General features: G+C 62.2%; 27 protein-coding genes. 12 read left to right on the top strand and 15 right to left on the bottom strand.

What is annotated here, in order from left to right; all coding sequences use genetic code 11:
• The first annotated feature begins 24 nt into the window (after positions 1 to 24).
• The 3 genes from RGM2987_RS15140 to RGM2987_RS15130 all read left to right on the top strand — a co-directional run bounded on the left by RGM2987_RS15140 (position 25) and on the right by RGM2987_RS15130 (position 2,042).
• The gene (locus tag RGM2987_RS15140; RefSeq protein ID WP_245142558.1) at positions 25 to 1,014 is read left to right on the top strand and encodes a 2-hydroxyacid dehydrogenase; all 990 of its coding nucleotides are present in this window, start codon (positions 25 to 27) and stop codon (positions 1,012 to 1,014) included.
• A gap of 189 nt (positions 1,015 to 1,203) precedes the next feature.
• Positions 1,204 to 1,638 carry a hypothetical protein gene (locus RGM2987_RS15135; RefSeq protein ID WP_245142556.1) on the top strand — a complete coding sequence of 145 codons (435 nt, stop codon included), beginning with the start codon at positions 1,204 to 1,206 and terminating at the stop codon, positions 1,636 to 1,638.
• The gene (locus tag RGM2987_RS15130; RefSeq protein ID WP_245142553.1) at positions 1,638 to 2,042 is read left to right on the top strand and encodes an META domain-containing protein; all 405 of its coding nucleotides are present in this window, start codon (positions 1,638 to 1,640) and stop codon (positions 2,040 to 2,042) included. The genes RGM2987_RS15135 and RGM2987_RS15130 overlap by 1 nt, the downstream gene beginning before the upstream one ends.
• Positions 2,043 to 2,260: 218 nt before the next feature.
• Here RGM2987_RS15130 and RGM2987_RS15125 read toward each other — a convergent pair whose 3' ends face one another.
• Positions 2,261 to 2,728 (bottom strand): TlpA disulfide reductase family protein, encoded by a 468-nt coding sequence (locus RGM2987_RS15125; RefSeq protein ID WP_245142551.1) that lies wholly within the window; start codon positions 2,726 to 2,728, stop codon positions 2,261 to 2,263.
• A gap of 112 nt (positions 2,729 to 2,840) precedes the next feature.
• Here RGM2987_RS15125 and arsC point away from each other — a divergent pair, with 112 nt between their 5' ends.
• The 3 genes from arsC to RGM2987_RS15110 are packed head-to-tail and all read left to right on the top strand — an operon-like array spanning position 2,841 to position 4,214.
• Positions 2,841 to 3,194 carry an arsenate reductase (glutaredoxin) gene (gene arsC / locus RGM2987_RS15120; RefSeq protein WP_245142549.1) on the top strand — a complete coding sequence of 118 codons (354 nt, stop codon included), beginning with the start codon at positions 2,841 to 2,843 and terminating at the stop codon, positions 3,192 to 3,194.
• Positions 3,191 to 3,796 carry an NAD(P)H:quinone oxidoreductase gene (gene wrbA / locus RGM2987_RS15115; protein WP_245142547.1) on the top strand — a complete coding sequence of 202 codons (606 nt, stop codon included), beginning with the start codon at positions 3,191 to 3,193 and terminating at the stop codon, positions 3,794 to 3,796. Before arsC ends, wrbA begins: the two co-directional genes overlap by 4 nt.
• Positions 3,789 to 4,214, top strand: coding sequence for a DUF2069 domain-containing protein (locus RGM2987_RS15110; RefSeq protein WP_245142543.1), 426 nt, complete (start codon positions 3,789 to 3,791; stop codon positions 4,212 to 4,214). The genes wrbA and RGM2987_RS15110 overlap by 8 nt, the downstream gene beginning before the upstream one ends.
• Before the next feature lie 101 nt (positions 4,215 to 4,315).
• Here RGM2987_RS15110 and RGM2987_RS15105 read toward each other — a convergent pair whose 3' ends face one another.
• Positions 4,316 to 4,990 (bottom strand): DNA-3-methyladenine glycosylase I, encoded by a 675-nt coding sequence (locus RGM2987_RS15105; protein WP_245142541.1) that lies wholly within the window; start codon positions 4,988 to 4,990, stop codon positions 4,316 to 4,318.
• Positions 4,991 to 5,057: 67 nt separating this feature from the next.
• Positions 5,058 to 5,882: a tRNA 2-thiocytidine(32) synthetase TtcA gene (gene ttcA, locus RGM2987_RS15100; RefSeq protein WP_245142539.1), complete on the bottom strand. Its 825-nt coding sequence runs from the start codon at positions 5,880 to 5,882 to the stop codon at positions 5,058 to 5,060.
• Between the two features lie 384 nt (positions 5,883 to 6,266).
• Here ttcA and RGM2987_RS15095 point away from each other — a divergent pair, with 384 nt between their 5' ends.
• On the top strand, positions 6,267 to 6,869 hold the full coding sequence (locus RGM2987_RS15095; protein WP_215007915.1) for a Yip1 family protein: 603 nt from the start codon (positions 6,267 to 6,269) through the stop codon (positions 6,867 to 6,869).
• A gap of 156 nt (positions 6,870 to 7,025) precedes the next feature.
• Entirely contained in the window at positions 7,026 to 7,520 is a 495-nt protein-coding gene (locus RGM2987_RS15090) for a SprT family zinc-dependent metalloprotease (RefSeq protein WP_245142537.1), read from the top strand.
• Positions 7,521 to 7,641: 121 nt separating this feature from the next.
• On the opposite strand, the gene RGM2987_RS15085 is transcribed toward RGM2987_RS15090, so the two are convergent.
• Both RGM2987_RS15085 and RGM2987_RS15080 read right to left on the bottom strand, forming a co-directional pair.
• A complete protein-coding gene (locus tag RGM2987_RS15085; RefSeq protein WP_245142534.1) occupies positions 7,642 to 8,823 on the bottom strand; it encodes a CaiB/BaiF CoA-transferase family protein in 1,182 nt (393 codons plus the stop codon).
• Positions 8,824 to 9,126: 303 nt separating this feature from the next.
• Positions 9,127 to 10,479, bottom strand: coding sequence for a dicarboxylate/amino acid:cation symporter (locus tag RGM2987_RS15080; RefSeq protein WP_245142532.1), 1,353 nt, complete (start codon positions 10,477 to 10,479; stop codon positions 9,127 to 9,129).
• A gap of 333 nt (positions 10,480 to 10,812) precedes the next feature.
• Between RGM2987_RS15080 and RGM2987_RS15075 the strand changes: the two genes are divergently transcribed.
• Entirely contained in the window at positions 10,813 to 11,811 is a 999-nt protein-coding gene (locus RGM2987_RS15075) for an AraC family transcriptional regulator (protein WP_245142529.1), read from the top strand.
• Positions 11,812 to 11,954: 143 nt separating this feature from the next.
• On the opposite strand, the gene RGM2987_RS15070 is transcribed toward RGM2987_RS15075, so the two are convergent.
• From RGM2987_RS15070 to RGM2987_RS15060, 3 genes are all read right to left on the bottom strand, one after another.
• Complete coding sequence (locus RGM2987_RS15070; protein ID WP_245142527.1) at positions 11,955 to 13,301, bottom strand: ATP-binding protein; 1,347 nt, start codon at positions 13,299 to 13,301, stop codon at positions 11,955 to 11,957.
• A complete protein-coding gene (locus RGM2987_RS15065) occupies positions 13,298 to 13,975 on the bottom strand; it encodes a response regulator (protein ID WP_245142525.1) in 678 nt (225 codons plus the stop codon). The genes RGM2987_RS15070 and RGM2987_RS15065 overlap by 4 nt, the downstream gene beginning before the upstream one ends.
• Positions 13,976 to 14,079: 104 nt before the next feature.
• Complete coding sequence (locus RGM2987_RS15060; protein ID WP_245142523.1) at positions 14,080 to 14,679, bottom strand: porin family protein; 600 nt, start codon at positions 14,677 to 14,679, stop codon at positions 14,080 to 14,082.
• Positions 14,680 to 14,838: 159 nt separating this feature from the next.
• On the opposite strand from RGM2987_RS15060, the gene RGM2987_RS15055 reads away from it, so the two are divergent.
• Both RGM2987_RS15055 and RGM2987_RS15050 read left to right on the top strand, forming a co-directional pair.
• Positions 14,839 to 15,630, top strand: a complete 792-nt coding sequence (locus RGM2987_RS15055; protein ID WP_245142521.1) for a dienelactone hydrolase family protein — start codon at positions 14,839 to 14,841, stop codon at positions 15,628 to 15,630.
• Positions 15,631 to 15,834: 204 nt separating this feature from the next.
• The gene (locus RGM2987_RS15050) at positions 15,835 to 16,548 is read left to right on the top strand and encodes a 4'-phosphopantetheinyl transferase (RefSeq protein WP_245142519.1); all 714 of its coding nucleotides are present in this window, start codon (positions 15,835 to 15,837) and stop codon (positions 16,546 to 16,548) included.
• Positions 16,549 to 16,665: 117 nt separating this feature from the next.
• Here RGM2987_RS15050 and RGM2987_RS15045 read toward each other — a convergent pair whose 3' ends face one another.
• From RGM2987_RS15045 to RGM2987_RS15035, 3 genes are all read right to left on the bottom strand, one after another.
• Positions 16,666 to 18,276 carry an ATP-binding protein gene (locus RGM2987_RS15045; RefSeq protein ID WP_245142517.1) on the bottom strand — a complete coding sequence of 537 codons (1,611 nt, stop codon included), beginning with the start codon at positions 18,274 to 18,276 and terminating at the stop codon, positions 16,666 to 16,668.
• Positions 18,273 to 18,995 (bottom strand): response regulator, encoded by a 723-nt coding sequence (locus tag RGM2987_RS15040; protein ID WP_245142514.1) that lies wholly within the window; start codon positions 18,993 to 18,995, stop codon positions 18,273 to 18,275. Before RGM2987_RS15040 ends, RGM2987_RS15045 begins: the two co-directional genes overlap by 4 nt.
• A gap of 458 nt (positions 18,996 to 19,453) precedes the next feature.
• On the bottom strand, positions 19,454 to 19,657 hold the full coding sequence (locus RGM2987_RS15035) for a hypothetical protein (RefSeq protein ID WP_245142512.1): 204 nt from the start codon (positions 19,655 to 19,657) through the stop codon (positions 19,454 to 19,456).
• A 192-nt stretch (positions 19,658 to 19,849) separates the two neighbouring features.
• Here RGM2987_RS15035 and RGM2987_RS15030 point away from each other — a divergent pair, with 192 nt between their 5' ends.
• Entirely contained in the window at positions 19,850 to 22,741 is a 2,892-nt protein-coding gene (locus tag RGM2987_RS15030) for a ribonucleoside-diphosphate reductase subunit alpha (RefSeq protein ID WP_245142507.1), read from the top strand.
• A gap of 276 nt (positions 22,742 to 23,017) precedes the next feature.
• Here RGM2987_RS15030 and flgE read toward each other — a convergent pair whose 3' ends face one another.
• The 4 genes from flgE to flgB are packed head-to-tail and all read right to left on the bottom strand — an operon-like array spanning position 23,018 to position 25,954.
• A complete protein-coding gene (gene flgE / locus RGM2987_RS15025; RefSeq protein ID WP_245142505.1) occupies positions 23,018 to 24,334 on the bottom strand; it encodes a flagellar hook protein FlgE in 1,317 nt (438 codons plus the stop codon).
• A 30-nt stretch (positions 24,335 to 24,364) separates the two neighbouring features.
• Positions 24,365 to 25,084, bottom strand: coding sequence for a flagellar hook assembly protein FlgD (gene flgD, locus RGM2987_RS15020; RefSeq protein WP_245142503.1), 720 nt, complete (start codon positions 25,082 to 25,084; stop codon positions 24,365 to 24,367).
• Between the two features lie 15 nt (positions 25,085 to 25,099).
• Positions 25,100 to 25,543 carry a flagellar basal body rod protein FlgC gene (gene flgC, locus RGM2987_RS15015; RefSeq protein ID WP_003204730.1) on the bottom strand — a complete coding sequence of 148 codons (444 nt, stop codon included), beginning with the start codon at positions 25,541 to 25,543 and terminating at the stop codon, positions 25,100 to 25,102.
• A 3-nt stretch (positions 25,544 to 25,546) separates the two neighbouring features.
• Positions 25,547 to 25,954 carry a flagellar basal body rod protein FlgB gene (flgB, locus tag RGM2987_RS15010; protein ID WP_214509552.1) on the bottom strand — a complete coding sequence of 136 codons (408 nt, stop codon included), beginning with the start codon at positions 25,952 to 25,954 and terminating at the stop codon, positions 25,547 to 25,549.
• Positions 25,955 to 26,205: the final 251 nt, after the last annotated feature.

The raw sequence follows: 26,205 nt of genomic DNA, 5'->3' as shown, positions 1-26,205 counted from the left end.
CCCATCCCACAGCAGGAGGCCGTCATGCGGGTGATTTTTTTCAGCAGCCAGACCTACGACCGCGACAGTTTCACCCAGGCACCGAAACCCGCAGGCCTGGAGCTTCAATTCCAGCCGGCACGGCTGGACCTGGACACCGTGACCTTGGCCGAACGGCATGAAGTGGTGTGTGCTTTCATTAATGACGACCTCGGCGCCCCAGTGTTGGAGCGGTTGGCGCGCGGCGGGACCCGGTTGATCGCGCTGCGCTCGGCCGGCTACAACCATGTCGACCTGGGCGCGGCCAGGCGCCTGGGATTGAACATCGTCCGGGTGCCGGCCTACTCGCCCCACGCGGTGGCCGAGCATGCGGTGGCATTGATCATGGCCCTCAACCGTTGCCTGCATCGCGCCTACAACCGCACCCGGGACGGCAACTTCAGCCTCCATGGGCTGACCGGTTTCGACCTGGTGGGCAAGACAGTCGGCGTGGTGGGCACCGGGCAGATCGGCGCAACCTTCGCCCGGATCATGGCCGGCTTCGGCTGCCGCTTGCTGGCCTACGACCCCTACCCCAATCCGCAGGTCGAAGCCTTGGGCGCCCGCTACCTGCCCTTGGCCGATCTGCTGGCACAAGCGCAGATCATCAGCCTGCACTGCCCGCTCAACGAACAGAGCCGCCATCTGATCAACGCACGCTCCCTGGCCGCCATGCAACGCGGCGCCATGCTGATCAACACCGGACGCGGCGGACTGGTGGACACTCCCGCCTTGATCGAGGCCTTGAAAAGCGGCCGCTTGGGCTATCTCGGCCTGGACGTGTACGAGGAGGAAGCCCAGCTGTTTTTCCAGGACCGTTCCGACCAGCCCTTGCAGGACGACGTGCTGGCGCGGCTACTGACCTTTCCCAACGTGATCGTTACCGCTCACCAAGCCTTCCTGACCCATGAAGCGTTGGCGGCTATTGCCAGGACCACCCTGGATAACATCGCCGCCTGGGTGGCTGGCGCACCGCAGAATCTGGTGGAAAGCTGATTCAGTCTTTCAATCACCACAAAAACCTGTGGGAGCGGGCTTGCTCGCGAAAGCGGCGCCTTAGTCAACAAATGAGTGGCTGACACACCGCCTTCGCGAGCAAGCCCGCTCCCACAAGGGGAGTTCGTCGCATCCAGACCGCCCCAACCCATCCCCCGTGCTAGCATATCGCGCCTATTTGGAGGACCCATGGCCGAACACGATTTCCGCTACACCCTGATGAACCCGCAGCACACCCTGACCGAAGTCCGCGCCCTGGCGCCGGGCCGCTATCAGGTCACCGGCAATGGCGGCTCGATCCAGGCCAACGATGTACTGCTCGTGACCTTGAAGGGCAGCAAGGACCTGTCCATGCGCCTGACCGTGGACACGGTTCGCCATCTGCTCAAGCCCATGGGTCAATGGACCGCCATGACCACCGGCCCGGTGTTCGGCGAACTGGCGATCCATACCTGGCAGGTCAACTGCGACGGCTGCGCCAAGACCCTGAGCTTCGAATTCGCCGTCGACGCCAAGCTCGGCGTCAAGGCTGAAAAACCCGCCGCCAGTGCCCGCATCGCCGAGTTGGGCTGGAGCAGCGTGGGTGAAAAACATCTGTGCCCGAAATGCCAGGAAGCCGCTTGATGAAACGTCTGGCCCTGTGCGCATTGATCGGCATGAGCCTGCTGGGCTGCGCCGCCGAACCGGTGCAGTTGCAACAGAACCGCAGCTATATCCTGGAATGGATCGGCGAGCGCCCGCTGATGGACTACAGCCACCTGACCATCACCCTTGGCGATGATGGCCGAGCCTATGGCAACGCTGGCTGCAATCACTGGTTCGCGCCTTACACCCTGGAAGGCCACCGCTTGAGCTTCGGCAAGATCGGCAGCACCCGAAAACGCTGCGCCCCGGCCGTGATGGAGCAGGAGTCGCGCTTTTTGCAGGCCCTGGAAAAGGTCGAACGCTGGGACGTCTCGCCCATCGAGCAGATGCGCTTCTGGCCGGCCCAGGGCAAGCCGCTGCGTTGGTGGTTGGAGGAAGGCTGAGACCTGAGCCCTCCAGACACACCTGTTTGGACCAGGGACAGGGTTAACCCTGTGGCGAGGGAGCTTGCTCCCGCTGGGTTGCGAAGCGGCCCCCGGATGCATCCGTCACTTTGATACATCAGACAGAATGCAGGGGCCTGCTGCGCAGCCCAGCGGGAGCAAGCTCCCTCGCCACAAAAGCGCTCATCCTCACAAAAAGCCTCCACGTCACATAGGAATCACTTGAGCGCCTGCAACGCCTCGAGCTTCGCCATCACGCCCGCCGCAGTCTGCTCGCCCAGCAATTGCTCGCGCAGCTTACCCTGGTTGTCGATGATGTACGTCACCGGCAGCCCTTCGCTGCGTGGCAGGTCGAAGATCTCGGCCGGGTCCCGGGCAAGCACGGTGAAGCGGATGCCCATCTTGTCGCTGGCGCCCTTGAGTTCCTCGCCCTGCACTTGGTCGAAATTGACCCCGAACACGCCGATGTTGCGGCCCTTGAGTTGTTCGGCCAGGGCGTTGAATTCCGGTATTTCAGTGCGGCACGGCGCGCACCACTCCGCCCAGTAGTTGAGCACCAGCCATTGCTTGTCCAGCCGTTGCGAGGCGATGGCCTGGCCGTTCTGGTCCACCCCGTAGTCGTTGCCGCAGCCGGCGAGCAATAAAATGCCCATGAATATCAGTGCCGCCGTCAATCGCCTTGCCATCTGCCAATCCTTGTCTGAAAGTGAGTCGCCGCGACCCATTGCCTCCATCGGGTGCCTGGGGCCTCGCGGCACAGTAGAATAGCCGCCACCTTACGCAAGATGCGACCCGCTCATGACTGATCTGACGCTTTATCACAACCCGCGCTGCTCCAAATCCCGCGGTGCGCTGGAACTGTTGGAGGCCCGGGGCCTGACGCCCACCGTGGTCCGTTACCTGGAAACCCCGCTCGACGCCGCTCAGCTCGAACGCCTGCTGGGCAAGCTCGGTATCAGTGCCCGGCAATTGCTGCGCACCGGCGAGGACGAATACAAAAGCCTCGACTTGGCCGACGAAAGCCTGAGCCAGGCCCAGCTGGTCGCCGCCATCGCCGCCCACCCGAAACTCATGGAACGGCCGATCCTGGAAACCGCTGACAAGGCCGTGATCGGTCGGCCACCGGAGAAAATCCTGGAGATCCTGCCGTGAGCACACCGTACATCCTGGTGTTGTATTACAGCCGCGGTGGCGCCACCAACGAGATGGCCCGGCAGATCGCCCGTGGCGTCGAGCAGGCCGGGCTGGAAGCCAGGCTGCGCACAGTGCCGGCGGTTTCCACCGAATGCGAAGCCGTTTCCCCGGACATCCCCGAACAAGGCCCGCTGTACGCCACCCTCGATGACTTGAAGAACTGCGCCGGCCTGGCCCTGGGCAGCCCGACCCGTTTCGGCAACATGGCCGCGCCGCTGAAGTATTTCCTCGACGGCACCAGTAATCTCTGGTTGACCGGAGCCCTGGTGGGCAAGCCGGCCGGGGTCTTCACCTCCACCGCGAGCCTGCACGGCGGCCAGGAAACCACCTTGTTGTCGATGATGCTGCCACTGCTGCACCACGGCATGCTGATCACCGGCCTGCCCTACAGCGAATCGGCGCTGATCGACACCCAGGGCGGCGGCACACCTTATGGCCCAAGCCATCACGCCGGGGCCGATGGCAAGAGCGGCTTGAACGAGCATGAAATCACGCTATGCCGGGCACTGGGCTCGCGCCTGGCGAAAACCGCGCAATTACTGGAGAAGGGCCGTGGCTAAGAAGCCGAAGATCCTGCCGCCCATCCCGTGGCTGGAACCGCGTGTGCGCATCGCCCGGATTCTCAGCCTGCTGTGCTATTTCAGCCTGGTGGGGTTGCTCAGCGCTTATTACCTGTTGATCGCCGACCTGCACGGCGCCCGGCCCTGGGTGATCCTGCTGATCGAGCTGGTGCCGCTGCTGATCCTGGCGCCGGGCATGCTCAGCGGCAGCGCCCGCGGGCATTCGTGGATGTGCTTCGTGGTGAACCTGTACTTCATCAAGGGCGCGCTGGCGGTCTATGACCCGAGCCGGCAATGGTTCGGCGTGCTGGAAATGGCAGCGAGCGTGGCGGTGTTCTGCTCGGCCTTGTTGTATGTGCGGTGGCGGTTTCAGTTGAATCGGCGGTTGGCGGGTGAAGGTGATATCTCTGTCGCCTGATAAACCGTCTTCGCGAGCAAGCCCGCTCCCACAAGGGGATTTGTGAACGCCCCAGATCCAATGTGGGAGCGGGCTTGCTCGCGAAGGGGGCGATGCGGGTCTCAATGATTCACTGTATAAGCCAGCATCATCGAAATCTGGCTCATCGGCCGCCCGCCACTCTCTTCATGCCAGCGATTGAACGCATTCTGCACCGTCGCCAGGTCCCGCAGGCTGGTGGGCACTTTCTCGATGATTTCCTGGGCGTTGAGCGCGGCCACCACGTCATAGCTGGGCACGAAGGTGTCCTTGCCCATCATCCGCAGAAAGCGCGGCGCTGAAAGACCGCCCAGTTGATGACCGTGTTTTTTCAGGTAAGTCCACAGGCCGACGATGTCGGTCACCGGCCAGTCGGCGATCAGTGCGCCGAAGCTGCCCTTTTCATGGGCCACGTCCAGGATCAACTGCGCATTGCGCGGCACGCTCTTGAGCTTGCCCAGGTGCCGGATGATCCGCGCATCCTGCATCAGCCGCTCCAGGTGTTCGGCGCTCATCAACACGACTTTTTCCGGATCGAACTTGAAGAACACTTCCTCGAACGCAGGCCACTTGGCGTCCACCAGGCTGTGCTTGAGCCCGGCGCGAAATACCCGCAGCGCCATGGTCGAGAGGTAGCGGTCATCGCTGATCTTGCGCAGTTGCGCCGGGGTCTTGGGTACAGGCAGGTGGGCTTCCAGTTCAGCCGCCGAACCGAAGCGGTTCAGACAATACTCGTGCAGCCACTTGTAATCGCGCATGCCCTCTCCTGGGGTCGGAAATGAAAACGGCGCCCGCGAGCGCCGTGAATACGAGCGTGTGCCCTGGTCAGAGGTTCACCACATTGACGAACCGCGGCGTGGCGTTTTCGTCGATGCGAAGGTTGGTGAAATCGAACAGGTTGCGGTCCGCCAGCTGTGACGGAATGACATTTTGCAAGCCGCGGAAGATGCTCTCGGTGCGGCCCGGGGTCTTGCGTTCCCACTCCTGGAGCATTTCCTTGACCACCTGGCGTTGCAGGTTCTCCTGGGAACCGCAGAGGTTGCAGGGAATGATCGGGAATTGCTTCAGATCCGAATAGGCCTGGATGTCTTTTTCATTGCAATAGGCCAGTGGGCGGATCACCACGTTGCGCCCGTCATCGGCCAATAATTTGGGCGGCATGGCCTTGAGCGAGCCGTTGTAGAACATGTTCAGGAAGAACGTCTCGACGATGTCGTCGCGGTGGTGCCCCAGGGCCATCTTGGTCGCGCCGATCTCGTCGGCGAAGGTGTAGAGCGTGCCGCGACGCAGGCGCGAGCACAGCGAACAGGTGGTCTTGCCCTCCGGAATCAGCTCCTTGACCACCGAATAGGTGTCTTTCTCGACAATGTGGTATTCCACGCCCAGCGACTCGAGGTAGGCCGGCAGCACGTGCTCGGGAAACCCGGGCTGCTTCTGGTCCATGTTCACCGCGACGATGTCGAACTTGATCGGCGCCACTTTCTGCAAATGCATCAGCACGTCGAGCATGGTGTAGCTGTCCTTGCCGCCGGACAGGCAGACCATGACCTTGTCGCCATCCTCGATCATGTTGAAATCGGCGACCGCCTCACCGGCCAGACGGCGCAGGCGCTTTTGCAGTTTGTTCTGGTTGACCGTAAGAGTGCCCATGACGCGAAATCCGTGAGGTGTGACGAAAGGCGGGCATTTTACGCAAAAAACCCAAGGCGTGGCACCGTTCCCCTGTGGCGAGGGAGCTTGCTCCCGCTGGACTGCGAAGCAGACCTTCAAAATCTGCGAGCGCTGCGCACTCGAGCGGGAGCAAGCTCCCTCGCCACAGGGATTTCCTACAGGCCTAGGTGTGCACAGACCCATCGGCGATTAACGCCCTCGCCCACAGCGCGATTTGCTCTAAGCCCCCCATCCCCCTCGGGGTAACTCCTTTCTATACTGCGTCATAAGGTCGCACACACATACAGACCTTCACTTACTTGGCCGCTTGGCCCGTAGGCGCTCCGTTGGGGGGCGATGGCAATAACAAAGGAGTGACTGACTATGATCCATCACGTCGTGGGGCTCTTTACCCACCCTGATCAAGAATGGAAAGAAATCCGTGGCGATCAGGAGGAAAGCATCAGCCACATGTACCTCACCCACACGTTGATCCTGGCGGCCATTCCCGCCGTCTCTGCGTTTATCGGCACCACTCAGGTGGGATGGGTCATCGGCAGTCGTCCACCGGTGATGTTGACTCAGGAAAGCGCGCTATGGATGACCGTCATGTCGTACCTGGCCATGCTGGGCGGCGTAGCGGTGATGGGCGCCTTCATCCACTGGATGGCCCGCACCTACGATGCCAACCCGAGCCTGGCCCGTTGCGTCGCGTTCGCCACCTACACCGCGACACCGCTGTTCATCGGCGGCCTGGCAGCGCTCTATCCACACATGTGGCTGGGCATGATCGTCGGCACGGCGGCCATCTGCTACACGGTGTACCTGTTGTACGTGGGCCTGCCAACCTTCATGAACATTCCCCAGGACGAAGGCTTCCTGTTTTCCAGTTCGGTGCTGGCCGTCGGCCTGGTGGTGCTGGTGGCGATCATGGCGTTCACGGTGATTGTCTGGGGCCTGGGGGTCGGCCCGGTGTACACCAACTGAATCAAGGCTCACCTTATAAAAACAGGATCTGCCGACACAGGCCGCCGCCAGGCGGCCTTCCTGTGTCCACGCCTGCCAAAACGACCACTGGGCGCCTGGGCGATTCGCAACGACCGGCGCTTGCGGCATACTCGGGCTTCTGGAGACCCGTAAAGCATGCTCGAGCAACTCAATACCCGCGTCGAAGAGTGTTACCAACAAGCCGAATCCTTTTTCAAACGTCCTTTCAAACGCCCGGTGGTCAGCTTCAAATTGCGCGGCCAGAAGGCTGGCGTGGCGCACCTGCATGAGAATCTGCTGCGCTTCAATCCGCAGTTATACCGGGAAAACGCCGAGGACTTCCTCAAGCAGACCGTGGCACACGAAGTCGCCCACCTGATCGCCCACCAGTTGTTTGGCGAGCGCATCCAGCCCCATGGCGAAGAGTGGCAGTTGATCATGCGCGGGGTCTACGAACTGCCGCCCAACCGTTGCCACACCTACGAAATCAAACGTCGCAGCGTGACCCGCTACATCTACAAATGCCCGTGCGAAGCCAACGAATTCCCGTTCTCGGCCCAGCGCCACAGCCTGGTCCGCCAGGGGCGGCGGTACTTGTGCCGTAGTTGCCGGGGGACGTTGGTGTTCAGTGGAGAGACGCGGGTGGAATAGTTTGCTTTTGGGGTGTCTGGACTGGCCTCTTCGCGGGCAAGCCCGCTCCCACAGGGGGACTTGTGTACGCCGCAGATCCGGTGTGGGAGCGGGCCTGCTCGCGAAGGGGCCCTGAAGAACGCTACAAAATCACCTTGTCATCGCGCAGTCGAGCAATCCGCTGCGCACTGAACCCCAATTCCCCCAACACTTGGTCCGTATGCTCCCCCAACCCCGCGCCGATGTGCCGAGGCTCGGGCAGTCCGTCAGAAAACTTCAGCGGACACGCCATCTGCGCCTGGCTCGTGCCATCGCCCCGGGGTACCTGGGCCACCACCTCCCGGGCCTGCAACTGCGGATGCTCCAACGCTTCGTCCAGGCTCAACACCGGTTCGACGCAGGCATCGATCCCGGCGAACAAGCGCCGCAGTTCGGTGAAGTCATGTTTCTCGAACTCGGTTTGCAACGCTTGCTTGAGGGCCTGCTGTTGCCCAGCGTCGGGCGTCAGCCCCAAGGCTGCCAGTTCCGGTCGACCCAGCGCCTCGCACAACGCCTGCATGAACGCCGGCTCCAGGCTGCCCACCGACATCCAGCGGCCATCCCGGGTCCGGTAATAGTCGTAGAAGCTGCCGCCGTTGAGCATCTGGTTTTCTCGGGCCGGCAGTACATCGCAGGCCAGGTAACCGGCGCCGGCCAGGGCGTTGAGGCTGAACACACAGTCGGTCATGCTCACGTCCAGGTGCTGGCCTTGTCCGGTCTGCTGCCGGGCAATCACTGCGGCCAACAGCCCGATCACCCCGTGCAGCGAACCACCTGCGATGTCTGCCGCCTGGATCCCCAGCGGCAGCGGGCCGCTGTCGGCCCGGCCAGTGTGGCTGGCGAGACCCGCCAGGGCCAGGTAGTTGATGTCGTGGCCGGCGCGGTCCCTGTAGGGCCCGGTCTGGCCGTAACCGGTGATCGACACATAGATCAACCGCGGATTGATCGCCTTCAGGGCCTCGTAGCCCAAGCCCAGTCGATCCATCACCCCGGGGCGGAACTGTTCCAGCAGGATGTCGTAGTCGCCCAGCAACTGCTTGACCACCTCCACTGCCGCCGCTTGCTTGAGGTCCAGGGCCAGGCTGCGCTTATTGCGGTTGAGATAGGCATGACTGGCGGATACCCCCTGGTCATGGGGCGGCAATACCCGCAACAGATCCGGCCGGGTCGGCGACTCGATGCGCAACACCTCGGCGCCCATGTCCGCCAGCAACAAGGAGGCGAACGGGCCGGGCAACAGGGTCGAGAAGTCGAGCACCTTGAGCGATGCCAGCGGGCCTTGCATGGGCGAATCTCCATAATGGGACGATGGCTGAAGATTAGGCAGAGGCTGGCGGTGGGGCAATTACCGGATTCGTCACGCTGGCTGACGATTGTGCTCAAGCCTTTGTGGCGAGGGAGCTTGCTCCCGCTGGACTGCGCAGCAGGCCCCGCCTTTTGCCTGAAGCATAAGTGGTGAGTGAAGGATATTGGGGCTGCTTCGCAACCCAGCGGGAGCAAGCTCCCTCGCCACAAGAGCGCGCCTGCCATGAAAAATCAGGGCATGAAAAAACCCGCCGAAGCGGGTTTTTTCATTGCAGCTTGAAGTTTACTTCACAACGCCTGGAGCCGAGGATTCAGCCGCTGCGATCTGCGCCGCCGCAATCTGCTCGTCATCTTCACGCACATCGGAGATACCGCGACCGCCGGAAGCCAGTTCGGCGTGCAGTTGGTCTTCGTCCAGCTCCTTGACCCACTTGGCAACCACGATGGTGGCGACTGCGTTGCCCACCAGGTTGGTCAGGGCACGGGCTTCGGACATGAAGCGGTCGATGCCCAGGATCAGCGCGAGGCCGGCCACCGGCAGGTGACCCACAGCCGACAGGGTGGCCGCCAGGACGATGAAGCCGCTACCGGTCACGCCCGCAGCCCCCTTGGACGACAGCAGCAGCACCAGCAGGAGGGTGATCTGGTGAGTGATGTCCATCTGGGTGTCAGTGGCCTGGGCAATGAACACCGCCGCCATGGTCAGGTAGATCGAAGTACCGTCGAGGTTGAACGAGTAGCCGGTTGGAATCACCAGGCCCACGACCGACTTCTTGGCACCCAGGCGCTCCATCTTGATCAGCATGCGTGGCAGGGCCGATTCCGAAGAGGAAGTACCCAGTACGATCAACAGTTCTTCACGGATGTAGCGCACCAGCTTGATGACGCTGAAACCGTGGGCGCGGCAGATGGCACCCAGCACCACCAGCACGAAGACCACGCAGGTGATGTAGAAGCAGATCATCAACTGGCCCAGTTGCACCAGCGAACCGACACCGTAGGCGCCGATGGTGAACGCCATCGCGCCGAAGGCACCCAGGGGAGCCAGCTTCATGATCATGTTGATGATGATGAACATCACGTGGGCGAAGCGATCGATGAATTCCAGCACCGGCTTGCCGTAGGCACCCAGGCGATGCAGGGCGAAACCGAAGAGCACCGAGAACATCAGTACTTGCAGGATGTCACCGTTGGCAAACGCGCCGACGATGGTGTTCGGGATCACGTTGAGGATGAAGGCAATGATGCTCTGGTCTTTACCGGCGGAAATGAAACCGGCGATCTTGCTGGTGTCCAGGGTGGTTACGTCGATGTGCATGCCGGCGCCCGGTTGCACGACGTTGACCACGACCAGGCCGATCAGCAGGGCAATGGTAGACACGATTTCGAAGTACAACAGTGCGTAGCCGCCGGTCTTGCCGACCGACTTCATGTTCTGCATGCCAGCGATACCGCTGACAACGGTGCAGAAGATGATCGGGGCGATGACCATTTTGATCAATTTGATGAACCCGTCACCGAACGGCTTGAGGGCCACACCGGTCTGCGGATAGAAATGGCCGAGCAAAATACCGATGGCAATGGCTACGATCACTTGGAAATACAGGGATTTGTACAGTGGCTGACGAGTCGTCATGGCAAACCTTCCTCAAGCGTCCCGTGCGACAACATCCACCTGTTATCGACGAAACCTCAATTGCGAACCCTCCTGCGCTGGAGGGATTTGTTTTGGCGGCTGCACGCGGGCAGACCTACTCAACGTATTGCAAACCACGCGCCACTTTTTCGAAATGCCCTACATCATGTATAGCAGAAGGGTTTGCTGATATCAGGAAGGGTTGAACAAAGCGTCTGCAGTGGCGGATTTCCGCCTTCGAGGCGTTCCGGGTTCCGGGATTTGGCGGATATCCGCCTTGCCCGGCCCTACCCCACTGCTACTATCGCCCGCTTAACGGACGGATTTTCTGCCATGCGCCAACGCACGATCGCCAGCCACTTCGCCCGCGCTGCCCTGGGTGGCGCGCGTCGGCAAGGGTTCGATTATTTTCCTTTGCTGCAGCAGCTGGGCATCAGCCCTGAATTGCTGGATGAGCCGCGGGCGCGGATTGCCCCGGAGCAGTTCGCCCGTTTACTGCAAACGCTGTGGCTGGCCCTGGGGGACGAGTACCTGGGCTTTGGCCAGGCCCCGAGTAAACCCGGCACCTTTGCGATGATGTGTCACGCAATCATCCCTTGCCGCACCTTGGGCAAGGCCCTCCAGCGCGGCCTGTTGTTCTACAGCCTGTTCCCCGCCGCACCGAGCCTGACGCTGGAGGCCGAGGGTGAACGCGTGCGCCTGGTCCTCGACGACTCGACCTTATGGGACCCGGATCATTTCCTGAGCGAAAGCCTGTTGGTGATCTGGCATCGCCTCGGCAGTTGGCTGATCGGCCAGCGGATTGGCCTGGAACAGGCGACTTTCGGCTACGCCAGGCCCGCCCACGGCGCCGAATACGACTTGCTGTTTCCCTGCCCGCTGGTGTTCGACGCCGACACTAGCAGCCTGCTGTTCCACAGCCGCTACCTGGACATGCCGCTGCTGCAGGACGAACGCACCCTTAAACATTTTCTCGAACGCTCCCCCGCAGACCTGCTGTCACGCCCGGACGACGGCCACAGCCTGAGCAGCCAACTGCGGCACCTGCTCAGCCGCGACACGGCCCGCTGGCCCGACCTGGACACCGTGGCCGCCCATCTGCACATCAGCCCCCAGACCTTGCGCCGGCATCTGCGCGAGGAAGGCACCAGCTTCCAGGAGCTCAAGGACCAGCTGCGGCGGGATATCGCCATCTATCATTTGGGGCATGCGGACCTATCGTTGCAGCAGATTGCCGAGCAGTTGGGGTTCTCCGAGCCGTCGGCGTTTCACCGGGCGTTCAAGAAGTGGACCGGGCTGACGCCGGGGGCTTATCGGGAGCAGGAAAACTGAGTGGCAGCATCCAGTCCGGTGGTGTGACTACCGGCCTCTTCGCGGGCAAGCCCGCTCCCACAGGGGATCTATGGCTGACGCAGATTCAGTGTGGGAGCGGGCTTGCTCGCGAAAGGGCCAGTAGCCACACCGAAACGCTCCAGTCACACCACCGGAAAATGAATCCGAAACGCCGCCCCACCCAGCTCAGAATCCCCCAGCGTCAACGTGGCGCCGTAGCTCTCGATGATGTCCTTGACCACCGCCAGCCCGATCCCCTGCCCCGGGTGCTGGCGGTCCAGCCGTTCGCCACGCTGGAGGATCCGTGCCCGCTGGTCCGGCGGCACGCCTGGCCCGTCATCCTCGACACACAGCTCCATCCCGCCGAGAGTCTGGTGCACACTGACCCGCACCTCGCCCAGGCATAGCCGGTAAGCGTTCTCCAGCAGGTTGCCGAGCATCTCCAGCAACGCGCCCTGCTCGATCGGCACCTGGCAATGCTCCGGCAGGTCGAAACCGACGTTGACCCGTTTGTCGCGATAGACCTTGTCCAGGGTGTCGCACAGGCTTTGCAACACCGGGCGCAGGCGTACCTGGTGACGCACCAGCCCGCTCTTGCGCAGGCTGGCCCGTTGCAATTGGTAGCCGATCTGCTGGCTCATGCGTTCGATCTGGCTTTGCAGCACCCAGGCCTGTCCACGGTCCTCTGGGCGCCGGGCCATGTCCTCGCTGACGCCCTGCAACACCGCCAACGGGGTTTTCAGGCTGTGGGCCAGGTCATCGAGGGAGTCGCGATAACGGCTGCGCTGCTCGCGTTCGCTGTATAGCAGGCGGTTAAGAGAACCCGTCAGGCGCAGCAGCTCCCGGGGATGCTCGGTACTGAGGCTTTCCCGGGCGCCGCTTTCGATTTCGTCCAGCTCCTGGCTCAGGCGCCGCAACGCCCGAAGGCCCCAGGTCAGGCCGATCCACAAAAGCGCCAGCAACACCAACAGGGCGGCGCCAAAGCCCAGGTAGAGATTGTCCCGCAGGCCCTTGAGCGTCACTTCGTAGTCGCGCACCGGTTGCAGGGTGACGATGCTGAACGCCGCGCTCTGACCGCCGAGCAGCTTGACCTCCACGTCATAGACGAAAAATTCCTGGCCGTCGTTCTCGCGGATGCGGGCGAACTGGTTGCCCAGGCCGTCATAGCGCGGCGTGTAGTTGATGTTTTCTTCCTGAGTCGCCTTCGACCGCCAGACCAGATGCCCGTCGCGATCATAGATGTAGCCCAGCAGACGGGCGTCGGCGAGGTTGAAGCGCTCATCGGGCAATTGCGCGGGCATCTTCAGCTTGTTGTTTTCCACCCGGGCAGCGGAAATCAACGTGGTGACGTCCGATGCCAGGCGTTGCTCGATGGATTCCTGCAACGCCAGGCTGAATGCGCCCTGCATGGCGGGCAACAACGCCAGCATGAACAGCGCCGCCAGGGTCATGGCGGCCAGCATCAGGCGCAGGCGTAGCGAACGAATCACTGGCAGCGCTCGTTGAACAGATAGCCCAGGCCCCGCACGGTGTCGATCGGCTTGAAGCCCGCCGGGGCTTCCAGTTTGCGCCGCAGGCGCCCGACCAGCACCTCGATGACATTCGGGTCGCGTTCGTCGTCATCGGGATAAAGCTGCTCCATCAGACGATCCTTGGCGACCACCTGCTGGTGATGGCGCATCAGGTATTCGAGGATGCGGTATTCGTAGGCCGTCAACGCCAGCGGCTCATCGTCGAGGGACGCCTGCTTGCGGTTGAGGTCCAGCAGCAACGGGCCGGCGACGATGGTCGACTGAGTGAAACCGCTGGAGCGACGCAACAGCGCGTTCAACCGGGCCTCCAGCTCTTCGAACTGAAACGGCTTGACCACGTAGTCATCGGCGCCGGCGGCCAGCCCTTCGACCTTGTCCTGCCAGTTGCCGCGGGCGGTCAGGATCAGGATCGGGAAGGTCTTGTCTTGTGAACGCAGGCGGCGGATCAGTTCCAGCCCGCTGATGCCCGGCAACCCCAGGTCGATCACCGCCAGGTCATGGTTGAACTCGCGGACCTGGTACAAGGCCTCTTCGGCATTGCCCACAGCCTGCACCACATGGCCGCTGTCGGTGAGACGGGTATGCAGGTGGTGACGCAACAACGCTTCGTCTTCGACGACCAGTAACTTCATGGAGCCTCCCCAGGCAAAACAGACAATCCGGCGCAGCGCACCGCAACGACAGGCGCCGGATCGGCCCAGGACCGATCCGGCGGGATACCCTCACCCCAGGCCGCTTAGAACGTGTAGTTGGCGGAAAGGTAAGTCTGGGCGCTGCTGGTCAGGTCCAGCGAGCCGACCTTGTCGCCACCGTGCGGGCTCATCTCGGTGCTGGCGTTGCTGCGCAGATAACGGTAACCCAGTTCCACCGAGGTGTTCTGCGAAATTTGTTGCAGGACGCCGCCCTGCAAGCCCACCGCGTAGCCGATGTCGCTGTCGCGGCTGTAGCCGGGCGAATCCTGGGTCAGCTTGGTCAGGCCCGCCGTGCCGCCGCCGAACAATTTGGTGCTGCCGGTGACCGGATAGAACAGGTCGTAACTGCCCAGCAGGTTCTCCTGGCGCAGCTTGATACCGTTGTGGGTCCCGGAAACGTTGTCATAGGTAGCGTAGTAACGGCCCTGGTCGTTCTGTTTGCCCAGCCGGACGCCGTAGGTGGTGTCCTTGCCGATGATGCCGTCGGCGTTCGGGTGGTTCAGGTTGTCGTTCAAGGCGTCGGATTTCTTGACCTTGTCGCTGGTCTGGCCGAGGGTCAGGCTGGCGAAGTTGTCATCGGCATGGGCCATGGCGCTAACGCCCAGTACGGTGAAAGCCAACAGCAGTTTTTTCATCTGAGTCATGATCAAGCTCCAGGAAGCATCGGTGGTGGGTGAAGTCGCAGTCACATTAACCAGCGGTCCCTGAACACCCCTTGAACGTTCTCTGAACCTGGGCTGAATGAATCGGCTAGAGTGTCGTGTCTCACCTTCGTGCGAACCACTTATTCAAGGAGATCCGTCATGCGCAGGTTGCTTGCCGTTGTACTTCTGGCTCTTAGCGGTGCGAGCCACGCCGCTGTCCAGACCCAGGAGATTCCCTATACCAGTGCCGATGGCACGAAGCTGATCGGCTATTACGCCTACGACGACGCCGTCAAGGGCCCCCGCCCGGGTGTGGTGGTGGTGCATGAATGGTGGGGGCTGAACGATTACGCCAAGCGCCGCGCCCGTGACCTGGCCGGCCTGGGCTACAGCGCGCTGGCCATCGACATGTACGGCGACGGCAAGAACACCGAGCACCCCAAGGACGCCATGGCCTTCATGCAGGCGGCGCTCAAGGACGGCAAGGCGGCCAGCGCGCGCTTCCAGGCCGGACTCGACCTGCTGAAGAAACAACCCCAGACCGACCCGGATAAACTCGCGGCCATTGGTTACTGTTTCGGCGGCAAGGTGGTGCTGGATGCGGCGCGCCAAGGGGTGCCGCTGGCGGGCGTGGTGAGTTTCCACGGGGCCCTGGTGACCAACACTCCGGCAACACCGGGCAGCGTCAAGGCCAAGGTGCTGGTGGAGCATGGCGCGCTGGACAGCATGGTCACCGAAGACAACGTGACCGCATTCAAGAGCGAGATGGACAAGGCCGGCGTCGACTATAAGTTCGTCAGCCTGGAAGGCGCCAAGCACGGCTTCAGCAACCCGGACGCCGACCGCTTGAGCCACGGCGAACATGGCGGGCCGGACATTGGCTACAACAAGGCCGCCGATGAGAAGTCGTGGGCGGATATGAAGGCATTCTTCAAGAAAATATTTGGCTGACATCTCAGCTGAGAAGCCCCCCTGTGGCGAGGGAGCTTGCTCCCGCTGGGCTGCGTAGCGGCCCCAAAAATCTGCGGGCGCTGCGCACTGGAGCGCCAGCCCGGCCGAGCGGGAGCAAGCTCCCTCGCCACAAAAACCCTGTTCAGTCAGGCCCATCATTGTTCCCACTACCCAGCTTGCGGGCAACCCGGCAAAATGCCCGCCATGAACACACTTCCCGCCCTGCCCGCCTGCTGCTCGCCCTTGGACGAACAGTGGCTGCTGCCCGATACGGTGCTGCTCAGCACCCGTTTTGACCCGTTGCTGCTGACCGCCAATGACTTCGCCAATAGCGCTATCGAGCCGCCGCCGAGCATCCAGCGTTCGGTGGCCAAGCGGCAGGCCGAATTCCTCGCCGGGCGGATCTGCGCCCGGGCCGCCTTGCAACGGCTGGGTGGCGAGACCTGTGTGCCGGCCATCGGCGAGGATCGCGCCCCGGTGTGGCCGGACCGGGTCAGCGGCTCGATCACCCACAGCACCGGCCACGCGGCGGCCATCGTCGCTAAAAAAGCGCACTGGCGCGGGCTGGGCATGGACCTGGAAAACCTGCTCGCCCCCGAACGCGCCGAGCGTCTGTGTGGGGAAATCCTCACGCCGCCGGAATTGCAGCGCATGGCCGCCCTTTCGCAAGAGGACCGGGCATTGCTGGTGACCCTGACCTTTTCGGTGAAGGAAAGCCTGTTCAAGGCGTTGTACCCGATCGTCGGGCAGCGCTTCTATTTCGAACATGCCGAGGTGTTGGAGTGGTCGCCGGACGGGCAGGTGCGGCTGCGGTTGCTCACCGACCTTTCGGCCGAGTGGCGCCATGGGAGTGAGTTGCAGGCGCAGTTCGGGGTGCGGGATGGGCAGTTGTTGAGTCTGGTGGGGGTCAAGGCCTGAGGTTGGTGGTGGCTGTAAGGGCCTCTTCGCGAGCAAGCCCGCTCCCACATCTGGAATGCCTTCCACTCTGTGGGAGCGGGCTTGCTCGCGAAGACGGCGGATCAGGCGCTACATCATTCAAGAGCGATCCTGATGCCGCGGCCAACTCAAGCTGAAACACGCCCCACCCAGGCTTTTGCTCTTGCCGATCAACGCCCGGCCGTCATGCCAATGAATGATCCGCCGCACGATCGACAACCCCAGCCCATGCCCGCCCGAGGCCCGGGCGCGACTGTCGTCCAGGCGCAGGAATGGCTTGAAGATCCGCTCCCACGCGGCCTCCGGCACGCCGGGGCCATCGTCTTCCACGTCCACCCGGCAACGCAACTGGCCGACCTGGTAGCTGACGGTGACCCGGGAGCTGGCGTGGCGCATGGCATTGCTCACCAGGTTTTGCAGCGCACGATGCAGGAAACGCGGCTCGGCCTCGACCCAGGCACCGTCACAGTCGGCTGCCGACAGGCAGACGCCGCGCTCCACGGTAACCCCCGCCCGCAGCGGCCCCAGCTCATCGATCACTTGATTGACCAACGCGTCCAGGTCCAACCGCTGGAAATTCAGCGCCGGTGAACCCTGCTCCAGCCGCGCATAGGTGAGCATCTCGTCCACCAACCGGTCCAGGTCTTCGATGTCGTGGTCCATGCCCGCCAGGTATTTGTCCCGGGCCTGGGGCGTGGTGGCGCTGCCGAGCATTTCCAGGCCGAAACGCAGGCGCGCCACCGGGGTGCGCAGCTCGTGGGACACCGCTCGCACCAGCTCCCGCTGAATCGCCAGTAACTGTTGCAAGTGCTCGGCCATGCCATTGAACGCCGCGGCCAGGCGTCCCACCGAGTCGGCACCGCGGGCCGGCACCCGGGTCTCCAGGCTGCCCTGGGCGATCTGCGTGGCGGCCGCCTCCAGGCCACGCAGGCGTCGCTCCAATTGGCGGACCAACAGATAGACAATCAACCCGATCAAGCTCAGCCCCAGCGCCGCAATCAGCACCAGCCACTGCGGCGGATAAGGATTCATCTGGTACAACGGGCCGATTTCCAGTACCCACGGCGTGCCGACCATGCCGGCAAATACCCGGATAGAGTCGCCGCCCTTGCCCAACGCCATCACCGTATCGCCCTCGGACACCCGGCGGCGCTGGTCTTCGTCCATGTCCGCCTGCCCGGCCGTCATCAGGCGCAGGTCGAAACCGAAACCTTTTTCTTCCTTGAGCTGCGCGAGCCGTGCCGGCTGCTCACTGACCGGGTAGCGCACCAGTTCGTCGGCCAACAGATAAATAGTCGCCCGGGCCAATTGTTCGCTGATTTGCTGGACTTCCCCCACCAACATCAATTGTTCGCCATCGCTGACCAGCCGATAGACCTTCGCCGCGTGAGGCCCGGTCTGCTCGACCAACGCCTGGCCGCGCAGCACGCCGGTGCGCTGGCCCAGGTCCAGATGGGTCTGGGTGAACGTTTGCAATTTCAGGGGAATGCCCAGCAGGCGCTCCCACACCAGCAGCGCCCGATGCCGTTCGGTGTCGTTCATTGGTCGCAGATTGTCAGCCATCAACGAAAACGTGCCGTGGGCCAGGCGCTCGCGGTACTGCTCGCTGCGGGCCTGGTTGAGCAGGTGCAGGGCCAGCACACCGAGCACCGCCACCAACACCAGCGCCGCGCACATGCCGCCGTAGATACGCAGGAAGATCGAGTTCACGGCGCCGAGTCTACGCAGGCTTCGGGAACGAACAGGTAGCCTTTGCTGCGGATGGTCTTGATCAGCCGGGGATGCTCAGGGTCGTCGCCGATCTTGGGGCGGATGCGCGAGATGCGCACGTCGATGGACCGGTCCTGGCCGTCATACCCGATGCCGCGCAGGGCCGTGAAGATTTCTTCCCGGGACAGGATGCGCCCGGCGTTGGCGACCAAGAGCCACAACAGGTCGAATTCGGCGCTGGTCAGCTCGATGCCGGTGCCTTGCAGCCAGGCTTCGCGCAGGGCGTTGTCCACCACCAGGGGACCGAACTCCAGCCGCCGTGGTTTCTGCGGCGTGGCCGGCTCCGGTTCGCTGCGACGCAACAAGGCCTGGATCCGCGCCAGCAACAAACGCGGGCGGACCGGCTTGCAGACGTAATCATCGGCACCCAGGTCCAGGCCCTGGATCTGGTCGGTGTCGTCGCTGCGGGCGGTGAGCATCAGGATTGGCCCGTCGTACTGCTCGCGTACCTTGCGGCAGATGCTCAGGCCATCCTCGCCGGGCAGCATCAGGTCGAGGATCACCAGGTCCGGCTGCTCGGCAATGATCCGCGCAGCCGCCACAGCCCCATCGCCCTCGATGGCGACGCGCAGCCCGTTGCTTTCGAGGTACTCACGGGTCAGCTCGGCCAGACGCTGGTCATCCTCGACGATCAATACCTGCCAGGCTTCTTGTTCCACTGGGGCCTCGACTTGCTGCGAATATAAAAGGAAGGATCAGCACTCACCTGTGGCGAGGGAGCTTGCTCCCGCTCGATTGCGCAGCAATCGCAAAAAGCGGGGCCGCTTCGCAGCCCAGCGGGAGCAAGCTCCCTCACCACAACAGTGCTCGCTCCAGAGATTCGAATACAGCCCCTCTTTTTGTCATATCAAAGGGGGATAAACATGCCAGCATACGGGCCGATTGTATAAACGCCACCCCCGGAGAAAACAAGCCGTTAAATGCATTCGGTCAGCCAGGATTTGTGTGGTAACGTCCGCGCCGCAAAAACCTGAGGGCTGTTTTCGAGCCACCGAAAACGTTGAAAAAAGGTCTACTCCAGCTAGGTCGCGGCCTACAGAGCAGTTCCACGTTTCGCACACAAATTACGCACAGGCTTATCCACAGGTAGTACGTTGCAATCCCCCCCCAAAACGCATTATCTTGTAGCCCGCCGCGTAAAAAACCCTACATATAGGGTTTCAGGCAAAAAACCAAACACAAGTTGGACAGGGAATTCAAGCGCTTTTCTTGCTTCTGTCCACCTGAAATAGCGCATTTCCCCAAAGCCCAGACCGCCCTTGCGGATGGCAACTGTTTCGAAGTCGAAAACGACCGGAACGGTACGGGTGTTGCAGTCCATTGCCGGTATCCCGGCAAACCGGTCCGGGCCCAGGCCCGCGACCCAAGAACTTCGGATGGAAGCAGCGCCAGACGCCTGTTTCCTACTGTCCCGAAGTTGTTATACCCGGCGCCAGTCGGTTGTAGTGCTTCAGGACGGAACGGTGGGCACCGTAATGGCGCCCAAATAAACATAGAGAATGTGGAGACACCCATGCACACCGACACAACTCGCGAGAACCCGCCGGCCACCGCGCCGCTGGCCGCCGATTCGACTCCGGATCTGTCCGCCACCGCGCCAGGCCAACTGCGTGTGATCAAGCGTAACGGCACTGTCGTTGCCTACACCGATGACAAGATCACCGTCGCCATCACCAAAGCGTTCCTCGCAGTTGAAGGTGGCACAGCCGCCGCCTCGTCGCGAATCCATGACACCGTGGCCCGCCTGACCGAACAGGTCACCGCGACCTTCAAGCGTCGCATGCCTTCGGGCGGCACCATCCACATCGAAGAAATCCAGGATCAGGTCGAACTGGCCCTGATGCGTGCCGGCGAGCAGAAAGTGGCCCGCGACTACGTGATCTACCGTGATTCGCGCGCCAAGGAGCGGGCCACCCGCACCCCGGCCGACGCACCGGTCCAGGCTCACCCTTCGATCCGCATCGCCCGCGCCGACGGCAGCCTGGCACCGCTGGACATGGGCCGCCTGAACACCATCGTCACCGAGGCCTGCGAAGGCCTGGAAGAAGTCGACGGCGAGCTGATCCAGCGCGAAACCCTGAAAAACCTCTACGACGGCGTCGCCCTCAAGGACGTCAACACCGCCCTGGTCATGACCGCGCGGACCCTGGTGGAACGCGAGCCGAACTACTCCTTCGTCACCGCCCGCCTGCTGATGGACACCCTGCGTGCCGAAGGCCTGAGTTTCCTGGAAGTCGCCGAGAGCGCGACCCACCACGAGATGGCCGAGCTGTATGCCAAGGCCCTGCCGGCCTATGTCGCCAAGGGTATCGAATTCGAATTGCTGAACCCGGTCCTGGCCTCCTTCGACCTGGAAAAACTCGGCAAGGCGATCAACCACGAGCGTGACCAGCAGTTCACCTACCTGGGCCTGCAAACCCTGTACGACCGTTACTTCATCCACAAGGACGGTATCCGCTTCGAACTGCCGCAGATTTTCTTCATGCGCGTGGCCATGGGCCTGGCAATCGAAGAGAAGCAGAAAGAAGACCATGCCATCGAGTTCTACAACCTGTTGTCGTCCTTCGACTACATGGCCTCGACGCCGACCCTGTTCAACGCCGGTACCCTGCGTCCACAGCTGTCCAGCTGCTACCTGACCACCGTTCCGGATGACCTGTCGGGCATCTACGGCGCGATCCACGACAACGCCATGCTGTCGAAATTTGCAGGTGGCCTGGGTAACGACTGGACCCCGGTTCGCGCGCTGGGCTCGTACATCAAGGGCACCAACGGCAAATCCCAGGGCGTCGTGCCGTTCCTCAAGGTGGTCAACGACACCGCCGTTGCGGTCAACCAGGGCGGCAAGCGCAAAGGCGCGGTCTGTGCCTACCTGGAAACCTGGCACATGGACATCGAAGAGTTCATCGAGCTGCGCAAGAACACCGGTGATGACCGTCGTCGTACCCACGACATGAACACCGCCAACTGGATCCCCGACCTGTTCATGAAGCGTGTCTTCGACGACGGCAAGTGGACTCTGTTCTCGCCATCCGAAGTGCCGGACCTGCACGACTTGACCGGCAAGGCTTTCGAAGAGCGCTACGAGTACTACGAAGCCCTGACCGAGTACAACAAGATCAAGTTGTTCAAGGTCGTCCAGGCCAAGGACCTGTGGCGCAAGATGCTCTCGATGCTGTTCGAGACCGGCCACCCATGGCTGACCTTCAAGGACCCGTGCAACCTGCGCAGCCCGCAGCAGCACGTGGGCGTGGTCCACAGCTCGAACCTGTGCACAGAGATCACCCTGAACACCAACAAGGACGAGATCGCGGTCTGCAACCTGGGCTCGATCAACCTGCCGAACCACATCGTCGACGGCAAGCTGGACACCGCCAAGCTGCAACGCACCGTGAACACCGCCGTGCGCATGCTCGACAACGTGATCGACATCAACTACTACTCGGTGCCGCAAGCGAAGAACTCCAACTTCAAGCACCGTCCGGTCGGCCTGGGCATCATGGGCTTCCAGGACGCCCTGTACCTGCAACACATCCCGTACGGCTCCGATGCCGCGGTCGAGTTCGCCGACAAGTCCATGGAAGCGGTCAGCTACTACGCGATCCAGGCTTCCTGCGACCTGGCCGACGAGCGCGGCGCCTACGAGACGTTCCAGGGCTCGCTGTGGTCCAAGGGCGTGCTGCCGCTGGATTCGCAACAGATCCTGATCGCCCAGCGCGGCGAGAAGTACATCGACGTTGACCTGAACGAATCCCTGGACTGGGCACCGGTTCGTGCCCGTGTGCAAAAAGGCATCCGTAACTCCAACATCATGGCCATCGCACCGACCGCGACCATCGCCAACATCACCGGCGTGTCGCAGTCGATCGAACCGACCTACCAGAACCTGTATGTGAAATCGAACCTGTCGGGCGAATTCACCGTGATCAACCCGTACCTGGTCCGCGACCTCAAGGCCCGCGGCCTGTGGGACTCGGTCATGATCAACGACCTGAAGTACTACGACGGTTCGGTGCAGCAGATCGAGCGCATCCCGCAGGAGCTCAAAGCGCTCTACGCCACCGCTTTCGAAGTGGACACCAAGTGGATCGTCGACGCCGCCAGCCGTCGCCAGAAGTGGATCGACCAGGCTCAGTCGCTGAACCTGTACATCGCCGGCGCCTCGGGCAAGAAGCTCGACGTGACCTACCGCATGGCCTGGTACCGTGGCCTGAAAACCACCTACTACCTCCGTGCCCTGGCCGCCACCAGCACCGAGAAATCGACCATCAACACCGGCAAGCTGAACGCTGTGTCCAGCGGCGGCAACCACGGTGACGACTCGGTCCTGGCGGCTCCAGCAGGACCTGCGCCAGTGCCAAAGGCCTGCGCGATCGACGAGCCGGATTGCGAAGCTTGCCAATAAGCTGAGCGGGCGGGCGCGCAGAGGCGCCTGCTGAAAGAAGCCCCCGATAGGCCACTGGTTTATCGGGGGTTTTCTTTTGCCTGATGATAAGCGAGCGTCTGTTCTGGCCTCATCGCGAGCAGGCTCGCTCCCACACTGGATCTGTGTGCGCCGAAAATCCCCGGTGGGAGCGAGCCTGCTCGCGATGGGGCCGGAACCGGCAACACAAAACACTCGCCCAAAAGAAAGCCCCTCTTGCGAGGGGCTTCTTGTGCAGCCTTCAAACCACCGTCGACATCAAGCCATCTGAATAATGGTCTGCATGATGGTGCTCTGGGTGGAGATGGTCTTGGCGTTCGCCTGGTAGTTGCTTTGCGCCTTGATCAGCTCGACCAGTTCGTTGGTCAGGTTGACGTTGGACTCTTCCAGGGCGTTGGAGACGATCGAACCCAGGGTACCGGTGGTTGGAGAATCGTAGCCCGGGATGCCCGAATCAAACGTCTCTTTCCAGCTGGTGCCGCCTACCGGTTGCAGGCCCTGCTCGTTGGTGAAGCTGGCGAGGGCGAGCTGGCCGATCGGCTTGGTCTGGTTGTTGCTGAAGTTGGCCAGCAGTACACCGCTACCGTCGATGGTCAGGTTGGTGATCTGGCCGGTGGCGTAACCGTTCTGGGTCGGGATCGAACGTGCGGTGTCGGCGTTGAACTGGGAGGTGCTGCCCATTGAGATCGTGATGGTTGGCGCACTCGTGGCGCCGTTGGCGGCCCATACGCCGTTGGTCACGGTGCCGGGAACCCAGCCAGTCAGTACCAGATCGTTGTTGATGGTCGGCAAGGTCGCAGGCGGCACTGGCGGCGTGCTGACCTGGGTCAGCTTGCCGCTCGAATCAAAGGTCATGGTCGAAGGGATCGGGGCAGTCGCACCCGTCGTGGTCGGCGCGCTGCCGTTCAGGTTGCGACCGTCAATCAGCGTATAGACATTCCAGGTGTTGGAACCCGTCTTGACCATGTATTGGTCCATGGCGTGCTGGTTCCCCTGGGTGTCGTAGACCGGCGTCGTGAACTGCTTGGTGAAGGTAGCGGTATCGGCCGGGTTGAACGCCGCCGTGATCGCCGTCGCCGTCGAGTTCAGGTTGATGGTCGACGACACCAGGCTGGTGGCGCTCGGTGGCAGGTTGGAGGTGTCGATGCGCAGGTCGGTCAGGATCCCGTTCTGGATCTTGCCGTTCGCATCCACGCCATAGCCCTGCAACTTGGAAGTGCCATCGCTGTTGGTGATGTAGCCTTCCTTGTCGGTCTTGAATGTACCGGCACGGGTGTAGCTCAGGGAACCGTCGTTGCTCAGGACGAAGAAGCCCTGGCCCTGGATGCCCATGTCCAGCACGTTGCCGGTGTTGTTGACGTCACCCTGGCCGAACTGCTGCGAAACGTTGGACAGGCGCACGCCGTTGCCGACGGTCTTGCTGCCCGAACCCAGCTTGGTGGCCGAGTAGACATCTTCGAATTCCGCGCGGGACGATTTGAAACCGGTGGTCGCCACGTTGGCGATGTTGTTGCCGGTGACGTCCAGCTGTTTGTTGGCAGCATAGAGACCGCTAAGGCCGATGTTGAAAGACATGTTCCACTCCTTTGCCGGGTTAGTCGGCTCTTACATACCAATAGTTTGGACTTTGGACAGGGCGATGCTGCCCAGCCCGGCGAGGTTGAGCATCAGCTCACCGCCCGTCTGGCTGATCGTCACGCTGCTGACCGTGGCCGGCAGGTTGGTGATCAGCGATGTAGGCTTGCCATCGATGGTGGTCGAGGCCGTGAAGCCGTAGGTGCCTGACTCCACAGTGGTGCCCGCGTCATTCTTGCCATCCCAGATGAAGGCTGAATTGCCGGCCGTCTGGGCACCCAGGTCGATGGTGCGGACGGTCTTGCCGTCCTTGTCCGTGATCTTGACCGCGACGGAGCCCGAGGCCGGTACCACCACCGTGCCGTTGAGGCTCTTGGAGGTATCGACCACCGCCTTGTCGCCCGGGGCAATGACCGAACGCCCGACCAGCGACGAGGCCTGCAAGGCCTGCGAGGAGTTGTAGTTGCCGGCGATGCCGCTCACGGTCTGGTTGAGGGTAGTGATGCCCTCCAGGCTGCTGAACTGCGCCAGCTGGGCGACGAACTCGCCGTTGTCCTGCGGTTCCAGCGGGTTCTGGTTCTTCAGCTGGGTGACCAGCAATTGCAAGAACGCATCCTTGCCCAGTTCCTTCTTGCCGGTCGCCGCACCCGTCAACGAGCCCAAGGCATCGGAGGGAGTGTTGGTCTTGACCGAAGAGTTGGCCAGAATCTCGTTGAGGCTCAAACCGCCGGTGCTGTTAGTAACGCTCATATGACTCGCCCCTTATCACTGACCGAGGGTCAGGACCTTCTGCATCATGGTTTTGGCGGTGTTCATCATTTCGGCGTTGGTCTGGAACGAACGACTGGCAGAAATCATGTCGGCCATTTCTTCGACCACGTTGACGTTCGGGTAGTAGACATAGCCCTTGGCGTCCGCGGCCGGATGGTTGGGCTCATAACGCGCCTCGAGGTTGCTCTGGTCCTCGACCACGCCCAACACCTGCACGCCCTGCCCGGCCGCGTCCTGCTCCTGGAACAGCGAGTCGCTGCCGCCGGACTGGCCGCCCTGGAACATGGTGGCAAATACCGGGTGGCGCGCGCGGTAGGTCTGGTCGATGCTCGACGAAACGGTCTCGGCGTTGGCAATGTTACTGGCAACGGTGTTCAGGCGAGTGGTCTGGGCACTCATGGCACTGCCGGCGATGTTGAATACGCTCGCAATCGACATGGATTACTCTCCGCGCAGGGCCGATACCAGCCCTTTGAATTTGCTGTTGAGCAGGGTGAAGCTGGCCTGGAAGTTCACGGAGTTCTCCGCGTAGTTGGACTGTTCCAGTTGAGCGTCCACGGTGTTCTGGTCAATCGAAGGTTGCATCGGCGTGCGATACATCAGCGACTCGTCGCCGTTGCCCAGGCCCTCGGCCTCGATATGACGGCTGTTGGTCATGTTCAGGGCGAAGCTGCCGTTCTTGGTCTTCTCGTTCTGTTCGGCGAGCACCTTGGAGAAGTCCAGGTCCCGGGCCTTGTAGTTCGGGGTATCGGCGTTGGCGATGTTGTTGGCCAGGACTTCGGCACGCTGGGCGCGGAAGCTCAGGGCCTGTTCGTGGATACCGAGCGCTTTATCGAAGCTGATGCTCATGGCGGAAACCTTTGGGTGACCAGAATTTACGTACGAGGGACAAAGCAAGCGCCGTGCCACTTTCAAAAAGCCCAGAAACCGGGGCTTTGCGGGCATGGGTAAGGCGGCAATGCCAGAAAAGCGGCAATCGGTTTCCGCTTGGCTGCCGCTTTTCTGCCGCTCCCACAAGGGGATGGGGGTGATCTGATAGGGCGTTGGCAGGCAAAAAAAAACGGGAGCCTTTGAAGGACTCCCGTTTTCTGACAACCCGA

The organism is Pseudomonas sp. RGM2987 (assembly GCF_022952855.1).
GTDB lineage: Bacteria > Pseudomonadota > Gammaproteobacteria > Pseudomonadales > Pseudomonadaceae > Aquipseudomonas.
The sequence above is the reverse complement of the archived record's forward strand: the minus strand, read 5'-3'. Positions and strand labels throughout refer to the sequence as shown.

Coding starts and splice junctions, on each gene's coding strand:
- RGM2987_RS15140 (WP_245142558.1), top strand. CDS start 25: ATGCGGGTGATTTTTTTCAGCAGCCAGACCTACGACCGCGACAGTTTC.
- RGM2987_RS15135 (WP_245142556.1), top strand. CDS start 1,204: ATGGCCGAACACGATTTCCGCTACACCCTGATGAACCCGCAGCACACC.
- RGM2987_RS15130 (WP_245142553.1), top strand. CDS start 1,638: ATGAAACGTCTGGCCCTGTGCGCATTGATCGGCATGAGCCTGCTGGGC.
- RGM2987_RS15125 (WP_245142551.1), bottom strand. CDS start 2,728: ATGGCAAGGCGATTGACGGCGGCACTGATATTCATGGGCATTTTATTG.
- arsC (WP_245142549.1), top strand. CDS start 2,841: ATGACTGATCTGACGCTTTATCACAACCCGCGCTGCTCCAAATCCCGC.
- RGM2987_RS15105 (WP_245142541.1), bottom strand. CDS start 4,990: ATGCGCGATTACAAGTGGCTGCACGAGTATTGTCTGAACCGCTTCGGT.
- ttcA (WP_245142539.1), bottom strand. CDS start 5,882: ATGGGCACTCTTACGGTCAACCAGAACAAACTGCAAAAGCGCCTGCGC.
- RGM2987_RS15095 (WP_215007915.1), top strand. CDS start 6,267: ATGATCCATCACGTCGTGGGGCTCTTTACCCACCCTGATCAAGAATGG.
- RGM2987_RS15090 (WP_245142537.1), top strand. CDS start 7,026: ATGCTCGAGCAACTCAATACCCGCGTCGAAGAGTGTTACCAACAAGCC.
- RGM2987_RS15085 (WP_245142534.1), bottom strand. CDS start 8,823: ATGCAAGGCCCGCTGGCATCGCTCAAGGTGCTCGACTTCTCGACCCTG.
- RGM2987_RS15080 (WP_245142532.1), bottom strand. CDS start 10,479: ATGACGACTCGTCAGCCACTGTACAAATCCCTGTATTTCCAAGTGATC.
- RGM2987_RS15075 (WP_245142529.1), top strand. CDS start 10,813: ATGCGCCAACGCACGATCGCCAGCCACTTCGCCCGCGCTGCCCTGGGT.
- RGM2987_RS15065 (WP_245142525.1), bottom strand. CDS start 13,975: ATGAAGTTACTGGTCGTCGAAGACGAAGCGTTGTTGCGTCACCACCTG.
- RGM2987_RS15060 (WP_245142523.1), bottom strand. CDS start 14,679: ATGACTCAGATGAAAAAACTGCTGTTGGCTTTCACCGTACTGGGCGTT.
- RGM2987_RS15055 (WP_245142521.1), top strand. CDS start 14,839: ATGCGCAGGTTGCTTGCCGTTGTACTTCTGGCTCTTAGCGGTGCGAGC.
- RGM2987_RS15050 (WP_245142519.1), top strand. CDS start 15,835: ATGAACACACTTCCCGCCCTGCCCGCCTGCTGCTCGCCCTTGGACGAA.
- RGM2987_RS15035 (WP_245142512.1), bottom strand. CDS start 19,657: ATGGACTGCAACACCCGTACCGTTCCGGTCGTTTTCGACTTCGAAACA.
- RGM2987_RS15030 (WP_245142507.1), top strand. CDS start 19,850: ATGCACACCGACACAACTCGCGAGAACCCGCCGGCCACCGCGCCGCTG.
- flgE (WP_245142505.1), bottom strand. CDS start 24,334: ATGTCTTTCAACATCGGCCTTAGCGGTCTCTATGCTGCCAACAAACAG.
- flgD (WP_245142503.1), bottom strand. CDS start 25,084: ATGAGCGTTACTAACAGCACCGGCGGTTTGAGCCTCAACGAGATTCTG.
- flgC (WP_003204730.1), bottom strand. CDS start 25,543: ATGTCGATTGCGAGCGTATTCAACATCGCCGGCAGTGCCATGAGTGCC.
- flgB (WP_214509552.1), bottom strand. CDS start 25,954: ATGAGCATCAGCTTCGATAAAGCGCTCGGTATCCACGAACAGGCCCTG.